This is a genomic window from Flagellimonas onchidii (genome assembly GCF_004804315.1).
Taxonomy (GTDB): domain Bacteria; phylum Bacteroidota; class Bacteroidia; order Flavobacteriales; family Flavobacteriaceae; genus Flagellimonas; species Flagellimonas onchidii.
This window is the reverse complement of record NZ_SRXX01000022.1, coordinates 1-23531: the sequence shown is the minus strand read 5'-3', so window position 1 is coordinate 23531 and position 23531 is coordinate 1. Positions and strand designations below refer to the sequence as shown.

Sequence of the window (23531 nt, the reverse complement as noted above, 5' to 3'; positions counted from 1 at the left end):
ATATGAAAAACCGTAATTTAATTTTATTAATTCCGTTGCTGCTTTGCGCTATGGTTTCTTGGTCGCAAGAGAGGTCTATTAGTGGCACCGTAATCGATGGCGAGGGAGAACCCGTAGTCGGTGCCAATGTGGTGGTAAAGGATCAGCCCAAAGGTGCCGTTACCGATTTTGATGGAAAGTTTGCCATTGACAATGTTACTTCCCAAGATGTTTTGATAATCTCATCAATAGGATATGCCACTCAAGAAATCCAGGTGGGAACGCAAACGGACATAACCGTAATATTACAAGAGGACGTGAGCCAGCTCGAAGAAGTGGTGGTAGTGGCTTATGGAACCCAGAAAAAAGAGACGGTGACCTCATCCTTGGTCAGCATAAAGGCTGACCAATTAACGGATGTTACAACACCTGAGGTTTCCTCAATGTTACAGGGGAAGGCCGCCGGAGTTCAGATAACTGCGGAAGGAGGCCGCCCTGGAAGCCAACCCGGTATTTTAATTAGAGGTGTTGCTTCCTTAAATGGTCAGGTAACTCCACTATGGGTAATAGATGGTGTCATACAGCATGGAGTACCCGTAGTCAATCCAAATGATGTTGCTGATATTTCTTTGTTAAAAGATGCCTCGGCAACGGCGCTGTATGGTTCCAGAGGTGCCAATGGAGTGGTTTTGGTGACCACCAAAAGAGGAAAAGTTGGTGCCAGACCCCAGTTGAACATAAGTAGTAAAGTGGGGATAAACCAATTTACTTCAGGACCATTTAAGGTGATGAACTCACAACAACTATTTGATTACCACCAAGAAATGGGCATTGAACAGGCCTGGTTTTCCCAAGATTTGCTAAATCAAGATTACGATTGGTTGGAAGGAGGCACCAAAGATGCCATAGTAAATGATCATAATGCCACTTTTACGGCAACAACAGATAAACTCAGTCTGTATTTGAATGGAGGTTACTATAATGAAGAAGGTACATTGAGAGGTAATGAATTGGATAGATTCACCTTTAGAACAAATTTGGATTATAAAATTTCAGATAAACTGACAATCAAACCGAAGCTGGCATTTAGCTTTGATGATAGACAAGGAACCGCAGAAGCTCCGTTGTATGAATTGTTTTTAAACCTTCCATGGGATCAACCTAGGTTTGAAGATGGGTCTGTTGTTAATCCGGATAACCTGCCTGTAGACTACTTATGGTATGGAAGAGATCAAAGAAACTACTTCTTTGATCAACAATGGAATTATAGCGATGACAATATCTTTAATTTGAGTGCCAACTTTGATTTTGAGTTTCAAATTGTACCTCATCTGAGCTATATATCAACCAATAATTTTACCCAATTTAAAAGAAAACGATTTCAATACACAGATCCAAGATCTAATGGTGGCCGAGCCGATAATGGGAGTATAAGGGAGGACTCTGACAACAGGCGTACTAGGTTAACCACCCAGATGTTAAAATACTCCAATGTATTCAATGAGGATCATTCGGTCAATGCCCTTGTGGCCTTTGAATATAATGATTATGATTACGAATATTTCAGAGCAGTTGGTGTTGGAATAGTACCCGGATCAGCCACTATCGGTCGGGCATCAGAGGCCAAAGAAACTGATGGAACTAGAAATGATTATGCTTTCCAGTCGTTTTTCGCCGCAGCGGATTATGACTATCAAGGTCGCTATTTTGCCAAAGCCTCTATAAGAAGAGATGGGTCTTCAAGATTTGGTAAAGACAATCAATACGGTACCTTTTTCTCCTTAGGTGCAGGATGGAACATCCATAAAGAGGATTTTTTCAATACCGAAGCCATAAACGAGCTTAAACTAAGAGCCAGTTATGGATCTGTGGGTAATGTTCCTACCAATTTATATGGACATCAAACCTTATATAGTCTTTCTGGTAATTATGATGGTGCTCCTGGTGCTATTTTGTTTCAAAGCCCGAACCCAGATTTAGGTTGGGAACAATCCTATGAAGCCAATTTTGCAGTAGACACTAGATTCTTCAATAGAGTAAACCTAACTTTGGAATACTATCATAAAACCACTACAGATTTATTATGGACCCGAGAATTACCAGATGACAGTGGATTTGATTATCAATTGATCAATGCGGCAGATATGGTCAACAAGGGTTTTGAAGCCGCCGTCTCGGCAGATTTGGTGCAAAACGACGATTTAAATATCAATATCGGATTTAACATCGGTATCAATAACAACGAAATTACTGGTTTGGTGGATGATTTAACCTCTTTACCCGTTGGAAGTAAAATTTGGGAAGTTGGTAGTGATACGGGAGCTTGGTATATTCGAAAATGGTTAGGGGTTGACCCCCAGAGTGGTTTAGCACTATGGGAGGTAGTGGATGAAGATACCGGTGAAACATCGGAGACCAGCGATTGGAATGCTGCCACCTTACAAAAGGTGGGAACTGCCACACCCGATTTTATTGGCGGATTTAATACAAACATAGCCTACAAAGGATTCGCTCTAAGATCTAATTTTAGTTTTTCTAAAGGAGGGACTGTGTATAATGCGTCACGTCAACTTTTTGATTCAGATGGGTTTTATCCCACCTTCAATCAAATGGTGTTGGACGAAGATTGGTCAAGATGGCAACAGCCCGGTGATGTGGCCACACATCCAAACCCTGTTAGGGCAAGAGAGGCAAACGGGTCAGATGAAACACAGATTACCAATAGAAGGTCTTCAAGATATCTGGAAGATGCCAGCTATTTAAGATTAAACAATGTTACCTTTTCGTACAACCTGCCAATGAGCGTCTTAAGTAAAATAGGATTGAACAATGCCCGTATTTATATCACTGGAGATAATTTGTTCACCCTTACCAAATTTACAGGTGCAGATCCAACAATTGCAGATTTAGCAGCTCCTTTTGGCACAGATAGGGACAGAGGAAGTATTTCATTGGGTTATCCAATTCCTAGAAGGTATGCACTAGGTATAAATCTAACCTTTTAATGTTTAAAGAAAAAAAATAAGAAAATGAGAAAAATAATTTACGGTGCTTTATTTGCACTAACAAGTATTTTTTATTCTTGTGATATAGATAGAACTCCTTATGATTCCATCTCAGCAGAGGATTTGTTTAAAGATCCAGATGCTATACAGGTTGCTGCCGTGGGGAATTACGCCCTTTTAAAGGGAGATACAGGTTATGATGGCTGGGTGGATGATCTGCACAGAATTTCAGAATATTCTGGTGATAACGTTACCCTTAGTGGAAGTACAACAGACCATTTGTTTTTTCTGTACAATTACCAGTCAATTACCACAAATGGCAGGGTGGCCAGGTTTTGGTCCAATTCCTTTAAGATCATTGTAGGAACAAACACTATTATAGAGCAACTGCCAGAGGGTAGATCGCCTGAGGATGACCAGTTGTTGGGCGAGAATTACTATTTGAGGGCCTTGGTGTACTTTCAGATGGGGAACGTATTTGGTAGACCTTTTAACCAGGGAACATCAAATTTATCCGTGCCAATAAAATTAACAACCGACCCAGATGAAGCGCTTGTTAGAAATACGGTAGGTGAGGTTTATGATCAGGTTATTGCAGATTTGTTGAAGGCAGAGTCATTAATGAGCATCAACAAAGGAGCTTCTTTTGCCTCTAAAGGCTCGGCACAGGCCTTGTTATCTCGGGTATATTTATATATGGAAGATAATGCCAAGGCACAGGAGTATGCGGACAAGGTGATAAACTCAGGAGAATATTCATTGCTTTCCACCGAAAGGTTTTCCGTAATGAATACGTTAAAGCCAACGGATAATGAGGAGGCCATTTTTGCAGTTACCCTTAACACAAGTTCTGACTTGGCTGGGCAATGGGACGATTGGTTCACCATTGGTTCCTTTTATGCCTCTATTGAAGGAACCGGCTGGGGAGAAATGTATGCTTCACGTTCCTATTTGGATTTGATCGACCAAAACCCTGGAGATGCCAGAAAATCATTTATTGATCCACAATACTTAACCGATGAAGGTGGTGAAAGAATTCCAGCGGTGTATTGGGTAGATGAAAGCTATGTGTATCAATTTGCTAGAACTACCGATACAGGTGGAACCATTACTTTTGATTACGATGGTAGCAACCATACCTTACAGTCTGAAGATGTTGGCGGAGAAACGATATATTACTTTGATGGCCCTGGTGGACGACAAGATGTGATTTTTGACTTTGACTTGGAAAAAAGAAATGGTCATCCAAAATTCTTTATTCTTAAGGCTTCATTACAGGAAAATGACGTCCATTTATGGTCGCCAATGGTATCTCGATTAGCAGAAATGTACCTAAACAAAGCTGAGGCATTAGCAAAGTCTGGATCAGACCAATCGGCTTTGGACAACATCAATATGTTGAGACAAAGAGCCGGTGTGCCGGAATATACGCTTGGAAGCCTTCCAGCAGGTAAAACGGTTTTAGATGTGGTTTTGGATGAAAGAAGACTTGAATTGGCTTATGAAGGTCATAGAAGATATGATATTTACAGAAATGGGTTAACACTGGATAGAAGGTATCCAGGAACACATTTAGGAGCTGGTTCAGCATTTTTCCAAATTCCCCCATCGCATCCGCGGATAATTGAATTTATTCCGGAACAACAAATTATTTTAAATCCTGCCCTAGAGCAGAATCCTTAATAAACTTGAACTCCCAAGAAAAGTGCTATATTTCTTTTCTTGGGAGTCTATTTTAAAAGTTTATGATAATCAACCGCCTCAAATATTGTGTTAGTGCTATTTGTTCCATAGCATTTTTTTCTTGTTCCAAATCTGTTAAAGACCTACCACAAAATAAACTGTTCACAGAGGTGCCGACCGAAATCTCAGGGGTGACCTTTGCCAATAAAGTACTGGAATCGGAACAGCTGCACTATTATAAGTATTTGTACATCTACATTGGAGGCGGGGTAGCAGCGGCGGATTTTAATAATGATGGATTACAGGATCTTTTTTTTACTTCAAACATATATCATAACAAATTATTTCTGAACAAGGGCGATTTTAAATTTGAAGATATTACTTTAAAAGCGGGCATTGAGAAAAGAGCTGGCTTTGATACCGGAGTCTCTGTGGCTGATGTCAATAATGATGGCTTTTTGGATATCTACATCAATAGAGCGGGCTGGTACAATGGAAAGCAAAAACTCGCTAATATGCTTTATATCAATAATGGTGATTTAACCTTTACAGAAAAGGCCAAAGAATATGGACTGGCCGATTCAAATAGATCTATTGCTTCCACTTTTTTTGATTACGATAATGATGGAGATTTGGATGTTTATATAGCCAATGCACCTTCAGGAATTGGACATACAGGAAAGGTGTTGGACTTAAAAAAAGTGCAGCAGAGTGAGGAAACAGCAACCTTCAAAAGCAGTGACAGACTCTATAATAATGATGGCAACGGACACTTTACCAACGTGTCCATAAGTGCTGGAATCCTTCCTGAAATGGGCTTTGGACTGAACGCTCAAGTGGGTGACCTGAACAATGATGGCTGGCTCGATATTTATGTGAGCAACGATTTTATCATGCCCGACTTTGCCTATATCAATAATGGAGATGGAACCTTTACCGATAAAAGGGACGAACTTTTCAAGCACATGTCTTATTATAGCATGGGTGCCGACATTGCGGACATCAACAATGATGGATTGCAAGACATGCTGGTTTTGGACATGAGCCCTGAAGATTATGTGCGATCCAAGACAACCATGTCAATGATGTCCATTGATCGATTTAACTCCATGGTGGCCAATGACCATCACCATCAGTACATGCATAACGTGCTGCAGTTGAACAAAGGCAAAGACAATTTTAGCGAGATTGCGCAACTGTCAGGAGTGGCCAAAACAGATTGGAGTTGGGCTGCGTTGTTTGCCGATTTTGATTTGGACGGATACGACGACCTCTATGTGACCAATGGAATTTATAGAGATGTCGTGGACAGGGATGTCAATAATGAAATCAATAAGTACATCAATCAAAATAGGAACCAACTCAAAGAAGAAGACTTTTATAAGTTTACCCAAAAACTTCCGCAGCAAAAGCTGACCAACTATCTTTTCAAAAACAAGGGAGACCTAACTTTTGATGATACCACCCAAGAATGGTCCGACCTAAAGAGCGCTTTTTCCAACGGAGCGGTTTATGTGGATTTGGACAATGACGGCGATTTGGATATTGTGACCAACAATTTGGATGAAAATGCCACCATTTTAAAAAACAACAGCAGAGAACAAAACAAGGGCAACTATCTTCAGTTGACTTTCAAAGGACTTGCGAAAAATCCTTTTGGAACTGGGACAAAAGTTGAGCTTTTTGGGCAAGGTGGGCTATACATGACCAAACAATTGATCAATGCTAGGGGATATCTTTCGTCTACCTCCAATAAATTACATTTTGGACTCGGACAAAATACAAGTTTGGATTCCATTAAAATTACCTGGTTGAATGGAAAAGAGCAAAAAATAAACAAGGTAAAGGCCAATCAACTTCTTCAAGTGGATTATTCCAACGCAAAAAGCCCTTCAGAGACTTTCGTGGCCGAAACCACGCAGCTCGTTTTTGTTGAAGAAGCCTTCCCATTTTCACACAAGGAAAATGACTTTAACGACTTTGATATCCAGTTGCTATTACCCCACAAACTGTCCCAACTAGGCCCAGCGGTTGCTAAAACCGATATTAATGGAGATGGAATTGACGATGTCTTTCTTGGAGCTTCACATGACCAAACCGCACAGCTTTTAATATCTAATGCTAAAGGCAGGTACACCGCAAAGAAGGTTCCTGACTTTATTAAGGATAAAACCTTCGAGGATGTATCCGCTTGTTTTTTTGATGCTGATGGAGACGGAGACAAAGATCTTTATGTTGTAAGTGGAAGCTACGAGTTTACTCAAGATGAAAGCCAATTGCAAGACCGCCTTTATATAAATAATGACGGTAGCTTTAAGCGAGCACATGGAAAACTTCCCAAAATAACGACTACAGGTGCGGTTGTAATTGCTTCCGATTATGACCAAGATGGGGATGAGGATTTGTTTATAGGAGGTAGGGTTGTTCCTGGCCGATATCCATATGCCCCAAAAAGCATTTTACTTGTCAATGAGAACGGTCAATTTAGAAATACCACGATGGATTTGGCGCAGGACCTTGACGAAGTGGGCATGGTGACCACCGCACAATGGGGAGATATTGATAATGATGGCGATGAAGATTTGGTCGTTTCAGGGGAATGGATGGGGATAGAAGTGTTCTTAAATGACCAAGGTAAACTCTCCCAGGATAAAAAATATGAGAATCTTTCCGAAAAAACAGGTTGGTGGAACAAGATTGCATTAGAAGATCTGGACAATGATGGAGATTTGGATATGGTTGTCGGAAATTTAGGCCTCAATTATAAATTTCATGCTTCAGCGGAAAAACCATTCCACATTTATACCAACGATTTTGACCAAAATGGAATAGAGGACATTGTGCTTGCAAAACATTACAAGGAAAAGTTGGTTCCTGTACGTGGCAAAAATTGTACCTCTCAGCAAATGCCCTATCTGAAGGAACGAATCAAAACCTACCAAGAATTTGCAAGCAGTGATTTACAACAGATTTTGGGAGAAGAAATAACCAACGCAATCCACTTACAGGCAGTTGAGTTTAGATCTGGATACTTTGTCAACGAAAAAGGAAAGTTTCATTACATCCCATTTCCAATAGAAGCTCAACTAAGCCCAATTAATAGTATTGTATATCACGATTTTGATGGAGATGCTATAAAGGACTTGCTGTTGGCGGGAAACAATTATGGAGCGGAGGTGGAAACCACTAGGGCCGATGCAGGTGTTGGGGTGTTTTTAAGCGGGTTGGGAAATAACAAATTTGCATATCAGGATAATTTAAAAACAGGGCTCTATGCCCATGGCGATGTTCGGGGTGTTCAGCTGATTAAGCATGGGCCTGACAACGCTATTTTGATTGCCAACAATAACGATAACCATCAATTTTATAAAATAAACAACCCATAGCATGTTGAAAAAGACAGTACTGGTCAATCATATCCTTTTTTTGTTTTTTGGAATTACGGTTTTTGCCTGCTCATCGGACAATACAACAGATCCAGTTGATCCGCCAGAGGAAAAACTGAATCTCGCTATTAAAATTCCTGCTGGAGCCAACAGTTGGGTAATCAATAATACGACAAGGGATGCAGATGTCATATTCGACACAGGGATACATAACTGGACCAACCTTGATGATGTGATTCGTACTTACTTTAAAACCGAATCCAAAGGAGAATTACATGTTGGACTTAGGATAAAATCTCCTGAAGGCACTTCAAAAATTAAGGTGTCTGTTGGGTCTGAATCAAAGGAATTGGAGATTTCTAACAGTGAATACAAGACCGTTGAGATAGGTAAATTCAATATTTCTTCGTCGGGATATCATTATATCGAAATACAGGGAATGAGCAAGCCCGGAACTTATTTCGGAGACATCAATGACATTTTTATTGGCGGCCCAGCAGCAAGTTCAGTGACTTTTGTGCCTACAGATAACTTTCATTTTGGAAGAAGAGGACCATCTGTACACATGAGTTATGAAGAACCCCAAGGAAAGGATATCAAATGGTTTTATAATGAGGTGACTGTTCCTGAAGGGGAAGATGTTATAGGATCTTTTTTTATGGCCAACGGACATGCGGAAGGCTATTTTGGAATGCAGGTAAATTCAGCTTCCGAAAGACGCGTTTTGTTCAGTATATGGAGTGCCTTTAATACCGATGATCCCAATCAAATTCCAGAGGATTATAAAGTCTTGAACCTTGGCAATGGAGATGATGTTACCGTTCAGGATTTTGGAAATGAGGGTTCTGGTAAGCAGAGCTTTAAAGTGTTTAATTGGAAAGCAGACACTACCTATAAATTTTTATTGAAGGCTGAACCTTCAGTAAATAATTCTACAGATTACACAGCCTATTTTTTTGCCCCGGAAGTTGGGGAATGGCAGTTGATTGCAAGTTTGAGAAGACCACAGACATCAACCTATTTAAAACGCCCGCATTCATTTTTAGAGAACTTTGTCCCTAGTACTGGTTTTATGGCAAGAGAAGTGCTTTTTGGCAATCAATGGGCCTATACTACCGATGATACTTGGGTTGAATTGAACAAAGGTACTTTCACTGCAGATGCCACTGCTTCTCAAGGCCACCGATTGGATTTTACGGGGGGCGCCCAGGGAGATAAGTTTTTCCTGAAGAATTGTGGTTTTTTTGATGAAAATGGTACCGCTGGGACGGCATTCACACGGACTCTTTCACAAGATGCTCCCGATATCGATTTTTCAAGTTTGAAAGTCCCTTAAAAGAAATTTATGGAACTGAAAACAATTTTTACGTAGTTTAAGTTTAGTTGATTTTAATCAACGGTTTGAGTCAGTTCGTGGCGAGGCCTCCAGAATTTCTGGAGGCTTTGTATTTTATTCGTGACTATGGTGAAATTCTTTGTGGTGTTTGAATTTTATATCCAATTTAGGTTGATTACCTTAGCGAAAACAAGCCTTCCATGGAAAAGAAAGTAAAAAATGTTTTTGTAGAAGGAGCCATATCGCCTTCATTTATAGCCGACTCCATTGCTAAGCATCAATCCAAGACCCAAATTGGCGCGCATGATATTTTTTTGGGACAAGTTAGAGCTGATGATATTGAAGGAAAGACCGTTGAAGCAATAGAATATACAGCTTATGAGGAGATGGCCAATTTGAAATTCCACGAAATAAGGGAAAGCACTTTTTCCAGATTTGAGATTACCTGTATGCACATATACCATAGTTTAGGGAAGGTAAATGTTGGAGAAATTTGTCTTTTTGTGTTTGTTTCATCTCCGCATCGTAGAACGGCTTTTGAAGCTCTTGAATATGTGGTGGAAGAAATAAAATCGCAGGTTCCTGTTTTCGGGAAAGAACTTTTTGGGGACGACTCTTATCAATGGAAAGTAAATAGCTAATAGATGGTTGACATAACCCAAAAACAATCGACCCATAGAACGGCCATTGCACAAGCGGTGGTGAAAGTAAGCTCCCAAAAAACTATTGAAGCAATAGAATCGAACAATGTCCCCAAAGGGGATGTTTTTGCCATGAGCAAGGCAGCAGGCTTTCTTGGGGTAAAAAAAACAGCGGATTTACTTCCAGACTGTCACCCTTTACCTGTTGAATTTTGCGGTATTGAATATGAAATTGACCACCTTGAAATCATAATAAAGGTCAAGGTAAAGACATTCTATAAAACCGGAGTGGAAGTTGAGGCCATGCATGGAGCTAGTATAGTAGCCTTGAATATGTACGACATGCTCAAACCGATTGATAAAGGAGTGGAGATACACCATATCAAACTTTTAAAAAAGACAGGTGGCAAGTCCGATATTAATCGAAGCTAAGATTTAAGGGAGTTTGCCCAAATTTTCCAACATTTCCTTTGTAGTGGCATTCAAATCGAATCTTGGTTCCCACCCCCAATCAGTTTTAGCAGCAGAATCATCTATGCTACTGGGCCACGAATCTGCAATTTGCTGTCTAAAATCAGGTTCGTAGGCCATTTTAAAATTAGGCATTCTAGCTTGAATACTGTTTGCCACTTCTGCTGGAGTAAAACTCATACTTCCCAAATTGTAGGAAGATCTTATTTTAAGGTTTTCTGAAGGACTTTCCATTAATTTTATGGTTGCTCGTATAGCATCATCCATATACATCATTGGCAGTTTGGTGTCTTCGCTCAAAAAGCAGTTGTATTCTCCAGTTTCAAGAGCTTTGTGATAAATTTCCACAGCATAATCCGTTGTTCCGCCACCTGGCATGGTTTTCCAACTTATCAATCCCGGATATCTTACACTTCTAACGTCCACATCAAACTTTTTAAAGTAATACTCGCACCATCGCTCTCCAGATTGTTTGCTAATGCCATACACTGTACTGGGCTCCATAATTGCATGTTGAGGCGTGTTTTCCTTTGGAGTGTTCAGGCCAAAAACAGCAATACTGGAAGGCCAGAAAATCTTGGATATTTTTTTCTCCTTCGCTAGATTTAAGACATTGAAAAGTGAATTCATATTGAGGTTCCATGCCCGCATCGGAAATTTTTCCGCAGTGGCACTTAACATGGCTGCCATTAGATAAACTTCATCAATTTCATAATGCATTACCACGTCCTCGATTGCTTCATAGTTTGTGGCATCCAACAATTCAAAAGGCCCTGACTCCATTAGGTTTTCACTCGCTTCCCTTATATCACTGGCAATTACAGTTTCCGAACCATGTTTAGCTCTCAGCTCCATGGTAAGTTCTGTACCAATTTGGCCGCATGCACCAAGAATTAAGATGGATTTTTGCATTTAAAATGAAGTTAATTATATCACGCGCAAAGATAGCCTTTATTAAAATTTGTACATTCGCTTATGCGAAAATTGTCCTGTTGGATTGCTGTTTTGTTATTGATGGCAGCATGTAAAAACAAAGATGGTGTTTCGGAAGATGTACCGGAACAAGAATTGATATTCAACTATCAAAAAATGCCTAAAAAAATTGGCCTTGATTCAACAGCGACGGCGTTATCCGAGGATTGGGCAGAGTTTAAAGCTTTCACGGGTAGTTTTGATGTATTGTACAAGGCCAAGAACAATGAAGATTTGATTTTAGCCATAGACGACCTTATAGAAAAGGAAAAGTTTCTGGCTGAGTCCACCTACCCCGGAATACTTAATGATCTTCAAATTAAAAGTAGACAACGCGTCTTGAAAACGTATTTTTTAAAGGTAAAAGCAAGTATTTTAAACAATCAGGATACAACCGAACCTACCGTTGAAATGTTGGAAGCATATAATATCTTTCTAAACCAGTTTAAAGTGGTTGTCAATAGTCAATTGGATAAAAAGTTGATTTTGGATGAAGAGTAGTATACTTTCACTGTTCCTTATTGTATTTTCTTTTGGCCTAAAAGCGCAGATAAATGAAGAGCAAGCCATTGTAGAGTTATTGGACAGTTGGCATTTAGCGGCAGCCAATGCTGATTTTGATGGATATTTTGGTAAAATGACTTCGGATGCAGTTTTTATTGGTACGGATGCCATAGAAAATTGGCAAAACAAGGCGTTCAGAGAATTTTCAAAACCCTATTTTGATCGCGGAAAAGCTTGGAATTTTACTTCAGTGGAGCGGAATATTTATCTGAACGGATCAAAGAATTTTGGATGGTTCGATGAATTATTGGACACCCAGATGAAACTTTGCCGTGGCTCAGGTGTTGTAAAAAAAGAAAATGGGCAATGGAAAATTGCCCATTATGTACTTTCTATTGCAGTGCCCAACGATAACGTGGGTGAACTTATTGAACTCAAAAAAGAAAAAGACAGTCTTTTACTATTACAGCTTAAACAGCGCTATTAATTTTGGGTTTCCCCTTCCGGTTTTTGCTTCCGGCCTTCCAAAGCTTGTTTGCTTAAGGTTGCCAGATTGAAATTGGGGTCTATTTTGAGTGCTTCGTCAATAGAAGCGATGGCACCATCAATATTATTTTTATCCTTATTAAAGATTCCCAAGCCTTTTAAGTGGTGAAAAGCAGCCTTTAACGGCACTTCGTAAGGTTGTTGTCTTTCGTAAAATGCATACTTCTGGTCATCTTTGGCATTTGCGATACCATATTCAATATTTGCCAAAGCACCATCATTATCACCCACTTGAATTTTAAGGTCGGCCAATTCATAAGCCAAATACGCTGAGGGGTTTCTGGAAAACAATACTTCAAAATGCTCTAAGGCTCTCTTGGGTTGGTTCAACGCTTTAAGCGAAACAGCCTTAACCTGAACTGCCAAATCAGAATCATCTGAATTCTTTTCAATCCCTATGGTATTTAGTGCTTGAAGATGTTGGTTACTGTTCATATAAACAAAAGCCAATGTATCTCGTCGCTCTTTTGAAGGGGCAAGTACGTTCAAATGTGTCAATGCATTGATTACACCATTGACATCGCCTTGCAAACGCATTTCATTATAAAAAGCCTTATAATGTTCAGCAAGTTGGTCGTTGCTCTGTGAAATTCCATTGAAACCCATAAATAAAAGTAACAATGCCGCAATTTTTCTCATCTATCATGTTTTTTGGTGCGCCAAAACTAAAAAAATAATTGATATTAGCCTGTTAAAGAATACTATAAGCCCTAGGAATTTATGTTATAATCCGACTGGGTTTTCAAAATGGTGTGATTTATCCAAAAAGTTCTTGCTTACGATAACTTTGTTCAATTTAGAAGGAAGGCTTTTCGAATAATCTGGAGGGGGAAGACCTATTTTAAGTGCTTCTTTTGTATAAAACTCTTTTTTGGTTGGGTGAAACGGATAAACCCCATTGAATATCTCACCCCAATAATCATTTTTAATTATGGTACTGATCATATGGATGCAGTCATTTAGGTGGATTAAGTTGATTGGGTCATGGCCGTTGACAAGGTTTTGCCTTTGGGACAACATGGTTACAGGGTGGCGGTCGGGACCTATCAGTCCTCCTAACCTGATAATGGTAGAGAGAAGTTCATCATCCTTTTTAAAAAGCTGTTCTGCAGCCAATAATTGCTTCCCCGATTCAGTTACAGGCTTAGGTATACAATCTTCGGTAACTTCTCCTTTAATCTCACCGTAAACCGCAGTGCTGCTGATAAAGATGATATGCGAAACCGAACTTTTCTTAATTTCATTATATAGCAGCTTTATTTTTTCGTAAAAACTCTCTGGATTTCCACTCCGAAGTTTTGGCGGGATGTTAATGACAAGAGTGTCTATTTGGGATAAGAGACCTTGGATATCTCCGCCGATTGTACTGGAGGACAAAGTAATTTGGTGTGGCACTATATCTTCCTTCTCCAATATCGAAAGTTTTTCTTTGGAAGTGGTTGTGCCATGCACTGAATATGAATTGGCAACAAGGTGTTTGGCAAGGGGCAGACCGAGCCAACCACAACCCATGACTCCTATTTTACTACTCAAAGCGTAATGTTTTGGTAACCAATATGGCATCGTTGAGTACAAATGGCATTGGAATACTGGTTTCAGGTCGCTTAGGTACCGTGAAATCTGGATTGCTCAATAAATCATTTGAGGATTCATAAAAGGTTAGCTCCAAAACCGAATCTTTAGGGAAACTCAACTCAAGTTCGGTGTAATCATTATTACTGATATAGTGGGTAAGGAGCCTTTTTCCTCTTTCGCGCAAAAAGTCATCGGGTAAAGCAATGCCGTTTGCCTTGGCAGCGTTTAATTTGATGGGATTGGTATAAATGTCCAAGCGGTTAACGTTTCTCTTGGGTGTGATGCATAGCTCAAGTATCCGATTTTCTCCCATAACGGTATCTTTGACCATATCTATCCAAGGTGCAGCAATCCCTTTTTTTGGTGCTTCTGATGTATAGGTAAATCCAGACCCATACTTGCTGGCGAGTGTTTTAAATGCTTCTGATTTGGAGATTTCCAGACTGTCTTTTAAAAATTGATTGTTCCATTCAATCAACTGCTTATCATAAGTTGCCCAAAGAGCATTGTCATTATCTGCATCATACACATATAGTAAACTGCTGGGTTTGGGATGTTCCGCAGTAAATTCCGAATTGATATGGGAAGAGATGCTAAAAACAAAGAAAAGAAACAATGCCAGGTAAGCGAATCTGTTCTTGTTTTTAAACTGTCCCCAAAAGGGTAGCACCAGTATATAAAGAAGTGTGGTAAATATGGTCGCGGAGATCATCATTTTTAGCCCAAGCCCTACAGGAAACATTTTAATAAAGGGAGAGTATATGAAAATTGCAGGAAGTGCTAAAAACAGCAATAAGAACGCATTCGGTTCTTTTTGGTTGATAATCACCATAAAAGCAACAAGCAAACCAAATACAGGTATAATAAAAAAGCTTGCCCCAGGGAGATATGAAGCAACAAGCCCGCTAATGAGTAACCAGATTACAATGGGAGCTATCAAAAGCTCGGACAGACTAATCTTTCGGAATTTATGGTAAAACCAAAAACACACAGCCAGCGATAGCATTGCAAATGACAATATATATAGATGCCCGTTGTAGGTGAACCCATGTAGCATGTCGTCAAATTCCGGATACCACCATGTAATCGCTGTCCAACTGAAATATCCAATCAAACCATTAATGATCAAGGCCAATAAAAGCGGTATAAAGCCTTGGAGCATGCCCTTTAAACCCAATTGCCCCTTCTTTAACCCCAGAATCAATAATATTATAAAGACAAGGACTGCAATCGTGAACATGGGCCATATCCATTTAAAAGGATAGGAAACCAATTTGAAATAAGGGAGATTGAAATAAATATAATCTTCTATACTTCTTAAATCATCCAGATTAGCATTGCCAAAGTAATTGAGCAAGGGCATTAAATAACTGCCTTGATGCGCCAAAGAATTTTTATCTAGTCGGTCATAATTATCCAGAACAGTGTGATAGTCATAATGGTCGTCAATAAAGGCAAAATTAAAACCTTGAATGTCTCCATCTTCGCGAAATACAGTGAGATCTGTATCATTAGGAAGCATTTTATAAATACTGTAGGCCAATGAATTGGCGACAGGGAATTTCGGATTTGCCTCTGAAAACCCTTTGATCAATCCCCCATTGCCCTGATTGGTTTCAATAAGCATATAACTTGGCCCACCACTGCCCCTAGCTTCAAAATTCAGGACAAGCCCCACCTCTTTAGCCCATGGATGCTTGTTGACAAAAAGATCGGCACCGTTCAATCCCAATTCTTCTGCATCGGAAATCAGAATTATAATGTCATTTTTGGGAGTTTTGTTTTCAGCAAGAAAAGCACGAATTCCTTCTAAAATAGTAGCAACACAGCTACCTGCATCACTGGCTCCCAAGGAGGAATGGGGACTACTGTCATAATGTGACAATAGCAATAAAGCTTTACCTTCTCCAGAACCTTCGATTCTGGTTAAAATGCTGGTTGCTTTGCTAAGACTGGCCCAATCGCCTGCTGTGTAACCCTCTTGCAAGGTGACTTCCAACCCCATTTTTTGAAGTTCCGCAACGATGTAACTTCGTACGTTCGCATGGCCAGCAAAACCAACAGCGTGGGGTTCTTTGGAAAGCTCTTTAACATGGGTCAAAGCCCTATCTGTTGAAAAAGAGGTCGGTTCAGCGTTCAAATCACCTTTATAGGAAGGCATCAATGATTTGTAGCTCCAATAAACTGCCAATACAAGCAGTAAAAAGGCAAGCGTTCGGGAAAATTTCATGGTTTATTAAGTTGGCACATAAAAATAAGAAATTATGAAAGATTTGCGCATTTGGGCTTAAAAATTTAAATATTTCGAAGAAAAATCCTATATTTAATATTCAACCTTAAAAAATCAACACTATGGCAATCAAGAGTTTTCAGGGTGTTCGAGCAAAGGATTCCTCCAAAAAAGAATATAACGCCCCAATATTGGTTGAGGATTATATGACCAGAAAATTGGTGACTTTTGCTCCAGAGCAATCTATTTTGGAAGTGATGGAAGCTTTTGCCAAGCATCACATTTCTGGTGGACCGGTAATGGATGAAAATGGGTTTTTGGTTGGAATTATTTCTGAAGCCGATTGCATGAAGCAAATTTCTGAAAGTAGATATTTCAATCAACCCATATTGGATAAAAGCGTAGAGCGTTTTATGACCAAAAATGTGCAGACTATTCCACACGATATGAGCATTTTTGATGCAGCGGGAGTTTTCGACAAACATAACAGACGTAGACTTCCAGTTATGAAAAATGACATTTTGGTAGGACAAATCAGCAGAAAAGATATTGTAATTGCCGCACTAAAGTTAAGTGCGCAAAATTGGAAATGAGGCGTCATTCCCTTTTTACGATCATGTAACGATCATTATCCAAGGGAAGATACCCAAGATCATAAAGGAAGTAGTAAGTACTTCCTTTTTTTGTGGTGTAAAGATTGGTTATGTATTCAAAGTCAAACCCTTTGTCGATCAATCTCATTTTGGTGGTTGTGGTCTTTCCGTCCTTTAAAGGAAAGCTATCCAAGATTCTGTAGTTTTTGCGTAATCTATTGTTGATGTTCCTTACAAGGTTTTTACTATCCTTGTTCAACTTGTTGTTGTAGGCATTCCTGCAATGATCGGAGCAGTATTTTTTGTCGATCCTGCCCAATAGTTTCTCACCACATTCCAAACATTGTTTCTCTAACATAGTTTTTCGATTTAGGATACTACAATATCGTGCTTTTTGATAAGACCTTGAGATTCATGCATGTTTTCGACCAAAAACTATAAACAAATGTTAAATCCATATTTTTATTTGGAACGATTGTTCCATATTTAATATGTTTGTTTTGGAATGAATGTTCTAAAATGAAATAAAAATCAAAAATCGCATCAAAATGAACAAATTGGAAGGCAAAGTAGCCATAGTTACAGGAGCAACAAGTGGAATAGGCCTAGCAACTGCAAAAAAGTACCTAGAAGAAGGAGCAAAAGTAGTATTGACTGGAAGAAGTCAAGAAAAATTAGACACATTAAAGGACGAACTTTCAGGTGAATATCTTTTGATAAAGGCTGAAGCCTCAAGCATCAAGGATAGTCAAGCCTTGGTGGAAAAGACTATAGAAGCCTTTGGGAACATTGATGTTTTGTTTCTTAACGCAGGAGTGTTTCGTTTGGAAGGAATCAATGAACTTACCGAGGAGATTTATGATGAAGTTTATGACATTAATGTCAAAGGTCCATTGTTTACCGTGAAGACAGCATCCGAATATTTGAATGAAGGCGCAAGCATTATTTTCAATACATCGATTGTCAATGTCAAAGGTTTTGCTGGAATGGCGGCATATGCCTCAAGCAAGGCTGCACTACGATCATTGACCAGAACACTGGCGGCGGAATTTGGACCAAAAGGTATTCGAGTGAACGCCATCGCACCAGGACCTATTGATACTCCTATTTATGGGAAACATAATGTTCCTCAAGAGAATGTGGATCAAATGGCATCCGGTCTTCCATCCATGGTTTCGTTAGGAAGATTTGGAACTGCTGAGGAGATAGCGTCAACAGCACTTTTCTTAGCTTCTTCTGACGGCAGTTACATAACTGGTGCAGAGATTCCTGTGGATGGAGGGTTGGCACAGGTGTAATTTTTTTTGAATAAATTTGGAACAATTATTCCAAAATAATGCCCAGAACAAAACAGTTTAATGAAAAAGAAATATTGATTAAGGCAATGGAGCTCTTTTGGGAAAAGGGGTTCCATGCCACTTCAATGCAAGATTTGGTTTCCTATTTGGAAATCAATCGAGCCAGTCTTTATGATACTTTTGGCGGCAAGGAACAATTGTTCAATAGGGCATTTGAACATTATAGGACCACTTCCGCAGATATGTTGGCAGCAGTTTTTGAAAGTGAGAAAAGTGTTAAGTCAGGATTCCAAAAACTTTTTAGTAAGTCCATTGAGGAATCCGTTCAAGATTCTTGCAGAAAAGGATGTTTTGTAGTGAACACAACAACCGAGCTTATCCCAGGAGATAAGGCATTGCTTCAAGTGCTGCTGGAAAACAAAGCCAATATTGAAACCCTATTTGCCGATTATATCCAAAAAGGAATTGAAACTGGTGAGTTTTCAACATCTCTGGATGCAGAAGGTGCAGCATCTATGCTTTTTACTTTTTATAATGGCTTTCGGGTTGTCGCAAAAGTAGACCCTAATCCAAATAAACTTGATAAAATGGCCAATACTGCACTTTCTATACTAGGCTAGACTATTCCGTTATCCTAAACTTTACGTTAACAGAGGTCTCCACTTTTATCTTCTCAAAATCGATATCCAAAGGTTCCGCTTCGGCCATATCCATTGACATCGCTTTCATTTCCATTCTGGGAGCTTGATTATATCTGGGATAATAAGGTGTTGATGTATCTAAAATATGAATGGCTGCACCTACTTTTTGCCCAAGGGGGGCCGTGAGTGCCTCTGCTTTTTTCTTTGCCTTCTTTATGGCCCTGGACTTTAATTCCAGTTCAAGCTCATCCATTTTGGAATATTCGGTCTTTTCAAGATAAGTGTTGGCAATATCCAATTTCTCTAGAGCGACCATTACCTCACCTGCTTTTTTCCCTGAATACACCAAAAGGGAATATTGCTTGCTTTTGAGGACTTCTTTTTGTCTCAGGAAGTACTTTTTAAAATTGCTGCTCAAATCTTTGATGACCAATTGTTTGTCCAAATCTATTCCCAACGAACGCAGACTTTGCGCCATTTTGTTTTCTTGTTCCTCAACTGATTTTTTTCCTTTCGAATCTTTCTCTTGAATAGTGATGTTCAAATAGATTTTATCAGGAGTGACCAAGGTGTCCACTCTGGCTGAGGTTTCTAGATAAGGGATGTCCAAAAAGTTTTTGGTTTGGGCAATAGAACTCATAACAAAGCTGATGAATAGTAAAATGGTTAATGTTTTTTTCATGATAAGAATTTTATTTAAAGGTAAATACTTTGAGAAGGGGAGCAAAACATATGCCGTTTTAAAATTTGCAGTAAAAGAGAGAGGTGTGGTTATCGATTTTAAAATAAAAAAGAAGTCTTACTTTTAGTTGTATGAAGTTCATTTTAGCTCCAGATAAATATAAAGGTTCGTTGACCGGGCAGCAGTTTTGTGAGATTGTGGAAAGAGGGATAAGAAGAGTGTTTCCCAATGCCGAAATTGTACATATGCCTCTTGCTGACGGAGGTGATGGAACCATGGAAGTGGTCAAATACTATTTAAAAGTATCCAAAGTTAGTGTATCGGTCCAAGACCCTCTTTTTAGAGATGTCGAATCAGGGTATCTTATTTCAAAAGGAAAAGAGACTGCATTTGTTGAAATGTCTGAAGCTTCGGGTTATAAACTATTGGAAAAAGATGAACTGAATTGTATGCTAACCACATCATACGGAATGGGGCAACTGATTGCGCATGCCATAAAACAAGGTGCCAAAGAAATAGTATTAGGTATTGGTGGAAGCGCAACAAACGATGCAGGAATGGGAATGGCAAAAGCTTTGGGGTATCAATTTTTAGATGAGGAAGGAAACCAACTTACTCCTATTGGTGAAAACCTTGTAAAAGTGTCGAAGATCGATGTTTCAAACGTACTTCCAGGGCTTAAAAATATTCAAATCAAGGTAGCCTGTGACGTAAACAATCCTTTATATGGTAAAGAAGGGGCGGCCTACGTCTATGCTCCCCAAAAAGGAGCTTCTCCCGAAGATGTTGTTTTTTTGGATGAGGGCCTCCAGAGTTTTGCCAAGGTGGTTCAACAACAATTTGGGGTTGATGTACAGCAAATCCCTGGCGCTGGAGCTGCTGGGGGAATAGGTGCAGGAACAAAAGTATTTCTGGATGCTGAATTGATTTCGGGCATAGATTTGGTTAAGAGTATGGCCGATTTTGACAATGCCATTGATGGTGCAGATTGGATCATCACCGGTGAGGGGCAATTGGATGGGCAAACACTCTCCGGAAAAACCATTGACGGGGTGATGCAATCCGCAAAAGCAAAGAACATTCCGGTGGCTACCCTTTGCGGCTCGGTGGCGGTATCTATGGAGGAGTTGGAGACTATGGGATTGCATTATGTCACTTCCATTTTAAATGGAATAGGCACTTTGGAAGATGCAAAAAGAAAAAGCGTTGAAAATTTGGAACAGGCTAGCTACAACTTTGCCAAGCTTTTAAATCAAGCACGGAAGTGATGGTTTGAAAACCCTACGAATACTTCTTTTGCATTTTAAACTCCAGCGACTTTTTAACCACGGGCCATTCGTTGTCCAAAATGGAAAAAATTACGGTATCCCTTATAAGTCCATTGTGATCAATTCGGTGATTTCGGATAATTCCCTCTTGCTTGGCTCCCAGTCGCAAGATTGCATTTCTAGAAGGATGGTTATGAAAGTGGGTTCTAAACTCCACCGCAATGGTGTTCAATGTTTCAAAAGCATGGGTTAGCAAAAGATATTTACACTCCGTATTGATTCCAGTCCGTTGGGTGCGTTTGGCATACCAGGTGGCGCCAATCTCAACACGTTTGTTTCGGGAGTCTGCATTCAGGTATCTTGTAGATCCAACGATATCGCCGGTTGCTTTTTCAACAATGGCAAAAGGAAGGGCCAAATCGGCTTTTTGCTCATCTAAAACTGCCTGTACATAGCGCTCCACGGTATCCGCCGAAGGAACGGAAGTGTACCATAACTCCCACAGCTTACCATCCGAAGCCGCTTCGAGCAAAGCAGGAATATGGGACATTTCCAAAGGAATTAATTTAACCAAGGTTCCTTCCAATACAATAGGGTTCAGCCAAGTTTGCATACAGATTGATTTTAATCTCCAAATATAGCCTTATTGTTCTTCCAAGTTGTATATTTTGTTCGGAGACAATGCCCGCAAGGGCGATAACCTTCCTTTAGTGCTTCCGCTTCTGAACCAAAGAAAACCCTTTTGGTTCTCCTATGCCCGGGAGAAACTTCGACTCCCAAGAGTACCGCTATGGATTTAATGGAAAGGAGAAAGATGATGAGATAAAAGGAGAGGGGCTACAATATGATTATGGGTTTAGGGTATATGATCCACGGATCGGAAGATTTTCATCGATTGACCCGATGGAAGGTGAATATCCTTCATTATCTCCATACTCATATGCTGCCAACAATCCAATCATGTTGATTGATAAATACGGAGGAAACCCCGAACCCCCACTTACTGGTTGGACAGGAGTTACTCGTCAAATGTTTATCAAATTGGTTTATGCAAATGGTTTCGAAATCAGACAAAGGCCTAACGAATCAAGAGATGATTACAGAAGAAGATTTAATACCACTTTAGGCAAAGTATTCGAAAAAAATGTGCTGAACATACTTGGTTTGAAAGCCAATACCAAACGTATATTCCCATATAAATTCAACAATCAATTTACCGTACCTGACGCTATTGAGGCCACTCGTTTTAATCAAATATCAGATGAAAAGCTGTTCGGTGTGTTTAATCAAGTGGAATATGCTTTGGATTTTGAAGATGCTTTATTCTTTGAAGCCAAGTTCACAAAGAATGTTCTGTTTGAACAAAAATTTAATCCGTGGCAGTTTAAGAAACAGATTGATGCACTTGCTAATGTAAATACAGCGACCAAGCGTGAAGGAAGCATGTTTAACCGCAAAGTAACCGAAGTTAAAGCAAAAGCAACAGAGTATGGTGCTGCAGTTTTAGCAATCATTGTACCATCAGATGCTGTTATCGATGAAAAACTGATTGAATATGCAACTGAAAAAGGTGTGTTGCTCATAAGGCACAACTTAGAATTTAAGGAAGACGGAGATGATACTCTTGGAGATTTTCAAGGAAAAATCAGACTTTCGAAGGGTGAAAGCTTGAATCCAGAAGTTATTCAAAAAGCTACCAAAGACAAAAACAATGATAGAAGTCGAGGCGATAGGATTATAGGCACACCTAAAGACGTAATAATTGATTAATCATGAAATTTTATCTAGGTTTAATAGTCCTTACAACGATTCAAAATCTAACTATGGCTCAAGGTTTGATTGAAAACATTAAAGAAAGAAATTCACAGGAAATTAGATTGAACAGTCCGAATGAAAAAATTGAATTTTGGTCTATTGATTCCAGTGAAGTGTCCAGACTAAAGGAGAATCATCATTTCATTGCTGTTGACAGCTTAAGCTCACCAGAAGAAGACCTTTGGATTTATGAACTTGAAGGAATAGATGAATGTATTGCCCTGGAAGGAGGGTTCTACTCTCTTTTTAAAAATCTTGAAGATATTATCAAGATTTCAGATAATTACTCGCCTAATAGGAGTTACGATCCAATAGAGGATTTCAATTATTTAGGAAAAGAATTTGTAACCATTCTTGATGATTCAAAGGAGAGCTTAGAAACTGTAACTGGTTTGAAACTGAATTACACAGTTGATTCTTTAGATGTATTTGACGAATATTTTGAAACCCTGTCCGATAAAGACGCCTTTTTGGAGAAGAATAAATTACAACTCTTAGCTTATCTTGGAAACACATTGATTGATAATCTGGATTCCAATGTGTACTGGGAAATTAAAAAAGCTAGTGATAAAGAATATTGGGAGCCTCTTCTAATAAACAAAGAATCAATGAAGGAAATTGATATTACTCGATGGTTTTTAAATTATATGTATGATAATGAGACCAGAATCATCGGTTTGCGAGGAATCTTTGAAACATTGAGAATAGAAATTTAGTTTTGCAGATATATTTCTTAACCGCTCTGCAAAGTCTCCCGACTTTGTAGCGGACATAAAATTCGAGGAGAAAACCACGGTCTTTTTGGTCGTGGTTTTTTCGTTTTAGTACCCTACACAAAAACTTATCAACAGTCATTTTGAGAGTTCCAATCCCCCTCCAACAGCAGTCCTTTATCGGGGGCGGGGC

Annotated in this window: 21 protein-coding genes; 14 read left to right on the top strand and 7 right to left on the bottom strand. The window is 39.4% G+C overall.

All coding sequences use genetic code 11. From position 1 onward, the window contains the following. Window positions 1-2 precede the first annotated feature (2 nt). The 6 genes from E4661_RS17215 (at window position 3) to moaC (ending at window position 10462) form a co-directional block, all read left to right on the top strand. Window positions 3-2984: a SusC/RagA family TonB-linked outer membrane protein gene (locus E4661_RS17215; RefSeq protein ID WP_136468709.1), complete on the top strand. Its 2982-nt coding sequence runs from the start codon at window positions 3-5 to the stop codon at window positions 2982-2984. 24 nt (window positions 2985-3008) lie between these two features. Then, on the top strand, window positions 3009-4667 hold the full coding sequence (locus E4661_RS17210; RefSeq protein WP_136468708.1) for a RagB/SusD family nutrient uptake outer membrane protein: 1659 nt from the start codon (window positions 3009-3011) through the stop codon (window positions 4665-4667). Between the two features lie 62 nt (window positions 4668-4729). Continuing rightward, window positions 4730-8053 (top strand): VCBS repeat-containing protein, encoded by a 3324-nt coding sequence (locus E4661_RS17205; RefSeq protein ID WP_136468707.1) that lies wholly within the window; start codon window positions 4730-4732, stop codon window positions 8051-8053. A 1-nt stretch (window position 8054) separates the two neighbouring features. Continuing rightward, the gene (locus tag E4661_RS17200) at window positions 8055-9389 is read left to right on the top strand and encodes a DUF3472 domain-containing protein (RefSeq protein WP_136468706.1); all 1335 of its coding nucleotides are present in this window, start codon (window positions 8055-8057) and stop codon (window positions 9387-9389) included. Window positions 9390-9589: 200 nt separating this feature from the next. Then, the gene (locus E4661_RS17195) at window positions 9590-10030 is read left to right on the top strand and encodes a molybdenum cofactor biosynthesis protein MoaE (protein ID WP_136468705.1); all 441 of its coding nucleotides are present in this window, start codon (window positions 9590-9592) and stop codon (window positions 10028-10030) included. A gap of 3 nt (window positions 10031-10033) precedes the next feature. Beyond that, on the top strand, window positions 10034-10462 hold the full coding sequence (gene moaC, locus E4661_RS17190; RefSeq protein ID WP_136468704.1) for a cyclic pyranopterin monophosphate synthase MoaC: 429 nt from the start codon (window positions 10034-10036) through the stop codon (window positions 10460-10462). Between the two features lie 3 nt (window positions 10463-10465). On the opposite strand, the gene E4661_RS17185 is transcribed toward moaC, so the two are convergent. Beyond that, window positions 10466-11413 carry an NAD-dependent epimerase/dehydratase family protein gene (locus tag E4661_RS17185; protein WP_136468703.1) on the bottom strand — a complete coding sequence of 316 codons (948 nt, stop codon included), beginning with the start codon at window positions 11411-11413 and terminating at the stop codon, window positions 10466-10468. A gap of 63 nt (window positions 11414-11476) precedes the next feature. Between E4661_RS17185 and E4661_RS17180 the strand changes: the two genes are divergently transcribed. Both E4661_RS17180 and E4661_RS17175 read left to right on the top strand, forming a co-directional pair. Next, window positions 11477-11974: a hypothetical protein gene (locus tag E4661_RS17180; protein WP_136468702.1), complete on the top strand. Its 498-nt coding sequence runs from the start codon at window positions 11477-11479 to the stop codon at window positions 11972-11974. Beyond that, window positions 11964-12464, top strand: a complete 501-nt coding sequence (locus E4661_RS17175; RefSeq protein WP_136468701.1) for a nuclear transport factor 2 family protein — start codon at window positions 11964-11966, stop codon at window positions 12462-12464. Before E4661_RS17180 ends, E4661_RS17175 begins: the two co-directional genes overlap by 11 nt. Here E4661_RS17175 and E4661_RS17170 read toward each other — a convergent pair. From E4661_RS17170 to E4661_RS17160, 3 genes are all read right to left on the bottom strand, one after another. Beyond that, window positions 12461-13162: a hypothetical protein gene (locus E4661_RS17170; RefSeq protein ID WP_136468700.1), complete on the bottom strand. Its 702-nt coding sequence runs from the start codon at window positions 13160-13162 to the stop codon at window positions 12461-12463. The two genes, E4661_RS17175 and E4661_RS17170, sit on opposite strands and share 4 nt — an antisense overlap. 84 nt (window positions 13163-13246) lie before the next feature. Then, entirely contained in the window at window positions 13247-14056 is an 810-nt protein-coding gene (locus tag E4661_RS17165; protein WP_136468699.1) for an NAD(P)H-binding protein, read from the bottom strand. Next, window positions 14049-16328 carry a M28 family peptidase gene (locus E4661_RS17160; RefSeq protein ID WP_136468698.1) on the bottom strand — a complete coding sequence of 760 codons (2280 nt, stop codon included), beginning with the start codon at window positions 16326-16328 and terminating at the stop codon, window positions 14049-14051. The genes E4661_RS17165 and E4661_RS17160 overlap by 8 nt, the downstream gene beginning before the upstream one ends. A 122-nt stretch (window positions 16329-16450) precedes the next feature. Between E4661_RS17160 and E4661_RS17155 the strand changes: the two genes are divergently transcribed. Beyond that, window positions 16451-16921 (top strand): CBS domain-containing protein, encoded by a 471-nt coding sequence (locus E4661_RS17155; RefSeq protein WP_136468697.1) that lies wholly within the window; start codon window positions 16451-16453, stop codon window positions 16919-16921. A 4-nt stretch (window positions 16922-16925) separates the two neighbouring features. On the opposite strand, the gene E4661_RS17150 is transcribed toward E4661_RS17155, so the two are convergent. After that, on the bottom strand, window positions 16926-17279 hold the full coding sequence (locus tag E4661_RS17150) for a hypothetical protein (RefSeq protein WP_136468696.1): 354 nt from the start codon (window positions 17277-17279) through the stop codon (window positions 16926-16928). A 190-nt stretch (window positions 17280-17469) separates the two neighbouring features. On the opposite strand from E4661_RS17150, the gene E4661_RS17145 reads away from it, so the two are divergent. Both E4661_RS17145 and E4661_RS17140 read left to right on the top strand, forming a co-directional pair. Next, on the top strand, window positions 17470-18219 hold the full coding sequence (locus E4661_RS17145; protein ID WP_136468695.1) for an SDR family NAD(P)-dependent oxidoreductase: 750 nt from the start codon (window positions 17470-17472) through the stop codon (window positions 18217-18219). A gap of 38 nt (window positions 18220-18257) precedes the next feature. Then, window positions 18258-18839 carry a TetR/AcrR family transcriptional regulator gene (locus E4661_RS17140; RefSeq protein WP_136468694.1) on the top strand — a complete coding sequence of 194 codons (582 nt, stop codon included), beginning with the start codon at window positions 18258-18260 and terminating at the stop codon, window positions 18837-18839. Between the two features lies 1 nt (window position 18840). On the opposite strand, the gene E4661_RS17135 is transcribed toward E4661_RS17140, so the two are convergent. Further along, a complete protein-coding gene (locus tag E4661_RS17135; RefSeq protein ID WP_136468693.1) occupies window positions 18841-19542 on the bottom strand; it encodes an SIMPL domain-containing protein in 702 nt (233 codons plus the stop codon). A gap of 131 nt (window positions 19543-19673) precedes the next feature. On the opposite strand from E4661_RS17135, the gene E4661_RS17130 reads away from it, so the two are divergent. After that, entirely contained in the window at window positions 19674-20810 is a 1137-nt protein-coding gene (locus E4661_RS17130) for a glycerate kinase (protein ID WP_136468692.1), read from the top strand. A gap of 13 nt (window positions 20811-20823) precedes the next feature. On the opposite strand, the gene E4661_RS17125 is transcribed toward E4661_RS17130, so the two are convergent. Further along, window positions 20824-21423: a GNAT family N-acetyltransferase gene (locus E4661_RS17125; RefSeq protein WP_136468691.1), complete on the bottom strand. Its 600-nt coding sequence runs from the start codon at window positions 21421-21423 to the stop codon at window positions 20824-20826. 140 nt (window positions 21424-21563) lie between these two features. Here E4661_RS17125 and E4661_RS17120 point away from each other — a divergent pair, with 140 nt between their 5' ends. Both E4661_RS17120 and E4661_RS17115 read left to right on the top strand, forming a co-directional pair. Next, window positions 21564-22580 carry an RHS repeat domain-containing protein gene (locus E4661_RS17120; RefSeq protein ID WP_136468690.1) on the top strand — a complete coding sequence of 339 codons (1017 nt, stop codon included), beginning with the start codon at window positions 21564-21566 and terminating at the stop codon, window positions 22578-22580. A 2-nt stretch (window positions 22581-22582) separates the two neighbouring features. Then, complete coding sequence (locus E4661_RS17115) at window positions 22583-23341, top strand: hypothetical protein (RefSeq protein WP_136468689.1); 759 nt, start codon at window positions 22583-22585, stop codon at window positions 23339-23341. Window positions 23342-23531 lie beyond the last annotated feature (190 nt).

Excerpts from the sequence above, each read along its gene's own strand:
- E4661_RS17125 (WP_136468691.1), bottom strand. The coding sequence starts at position 21,423 with ATGCAAACTTGGCTGAACCCTATTGTATTGGAAGGAACCTTGGTTAAA.
- E4661_RS17145 (WP_136468695.1), top strand. The coding sequence starts at position 17,470 with ATGAACAAATTGGAAGGCAAAGTAGCCATAGTTACAGGAGCAACAAGT.
- E4661_RS17130 (WP_136468692.1), top strand. The coding sequence starts at position 19,674 with ATGAAGTTCATTTTAGCTCCAGATAAATATAAAGGTTCGTTGACCGGG.
- E4661_RS17170 (WP_136468700.1), bottom strand. The coding sequence starts at position 13,162 with ATGAGAAAAATTGCGGCATTGTTACTTTTATTTATGGGTTTCAATGGA.
- E4661_RS17120 (WP_136468690.1), top strand. The coding sequence starts at position 21,564 with ATGCCCGGGAGAAACTTCGACTCCCAAGAGTACCGCTATGGATTTAAT.
- E4661_RS17200 (WP_136468706.1), top strand. The coding sequence starts at position 8,055 with ATGTTGAAAAAGACAGTACTGGTCAATCATATCCTTTTTTTGTTTTTT.
- E4661_RS17210 (WP_136468708.1), top strand. The coding sequence starts at position 3,009 with ATGAGAAAAATAATTTACGGTGCTTTATTTGCACTAACAAGTATTTTT.
- E4661_RS17185 (WP_136468703.1), bottom strand. The coding sequence starts at position 11,413 with ATGCAAAAATCCATCTTAATTCTTGGTGCATGCGGCCAAATTGGTACA.
- moaC (WP_136468704.1), top strand. The coding sequence starts at position 10,034 with ATGGTTGACATAACCCAAAAACAATCGACCCATAGAACGGCCATTGCA.
- E4661_RS17215 (WP_136468709.1), top strand. The coding sequence starts at position 3 with ATGAAAAACCGTAATTTAATTTTATTAATTCCGTTGCTGCTTTGCGCT.
- E4661_RS17150 (WP_136468696.1), bottom strand. The coding sequence starts at position 17,279 with ATGTTAGAGAAACAATGTTTGGAATGTGGTGAGAAACTATTGGGCAGG.
- E4661_RS17160 (WP_136468698.1), bottom strand. The coding sequence starts at position 16,328 with ATGAAATTTTCCCGAACGCTTGCCTTTTTACTGCTTGTATTGGCAGTT.
- E4661_RS17115 (WP_136468689.1), top strand. The coding sequence starts at position 22,583 with ATGAAATTTTATCTAGGTTTAATAGTCCTTACAACGATTCAAAATCTA.
- E4661_RS17195 (WP_136468705.1), top strand. The coding sequence starts at position 9,590 with ATGGAAAAGAAAGTAAAAAATGTTTTTGTAGAAGGAGCCATATCGCCT.
- E4661_RS17140 (WP_136468694.1), top strand. The coding sequence starts at position 18,258 with ATGCCCAGAACAAAACAGTTTAATGAAAAAGAAATATTGATTAAGGCA.
- E4661_RS17175 (WP_136468701.1), top strand. The coding sequence starts at position 11,964 with ATGAAGAGTAGTATACTTTCACTGTTCCTTATTGTATTTTCTTTTGGC.
- E4661_RS17205 (WP_136468707.1), top strand. The coding sequence starts at position 4,730 with ATGATAATCAACCGCCTCAAATATTGTGTTAGTGCTATTTGTTCCATA.
- E4661_RS17135 (WP_136468693.1), bottom strand. The coding sequence starts at position 19,542 with ATGAAAAAAACATTAACCATTTTACTATTCATCAGCTTTGTTATGAGT.
- E4661_RS17155 (WP_136468697.1), top strand. The coding sequence starts at position 16,451 with ATGGCAATCAAGAGTTTTCAGGGTGTTCGAGCAAAGGATTCCTCCAAA.
- E4661_RS17180 (WP_136468702.1), top strand. The coding sequence starts at position 11,477 with ATGCGAAAATTGTCCTGTTGGATTGCTGTTTTGTTATTGATGGCAGCA.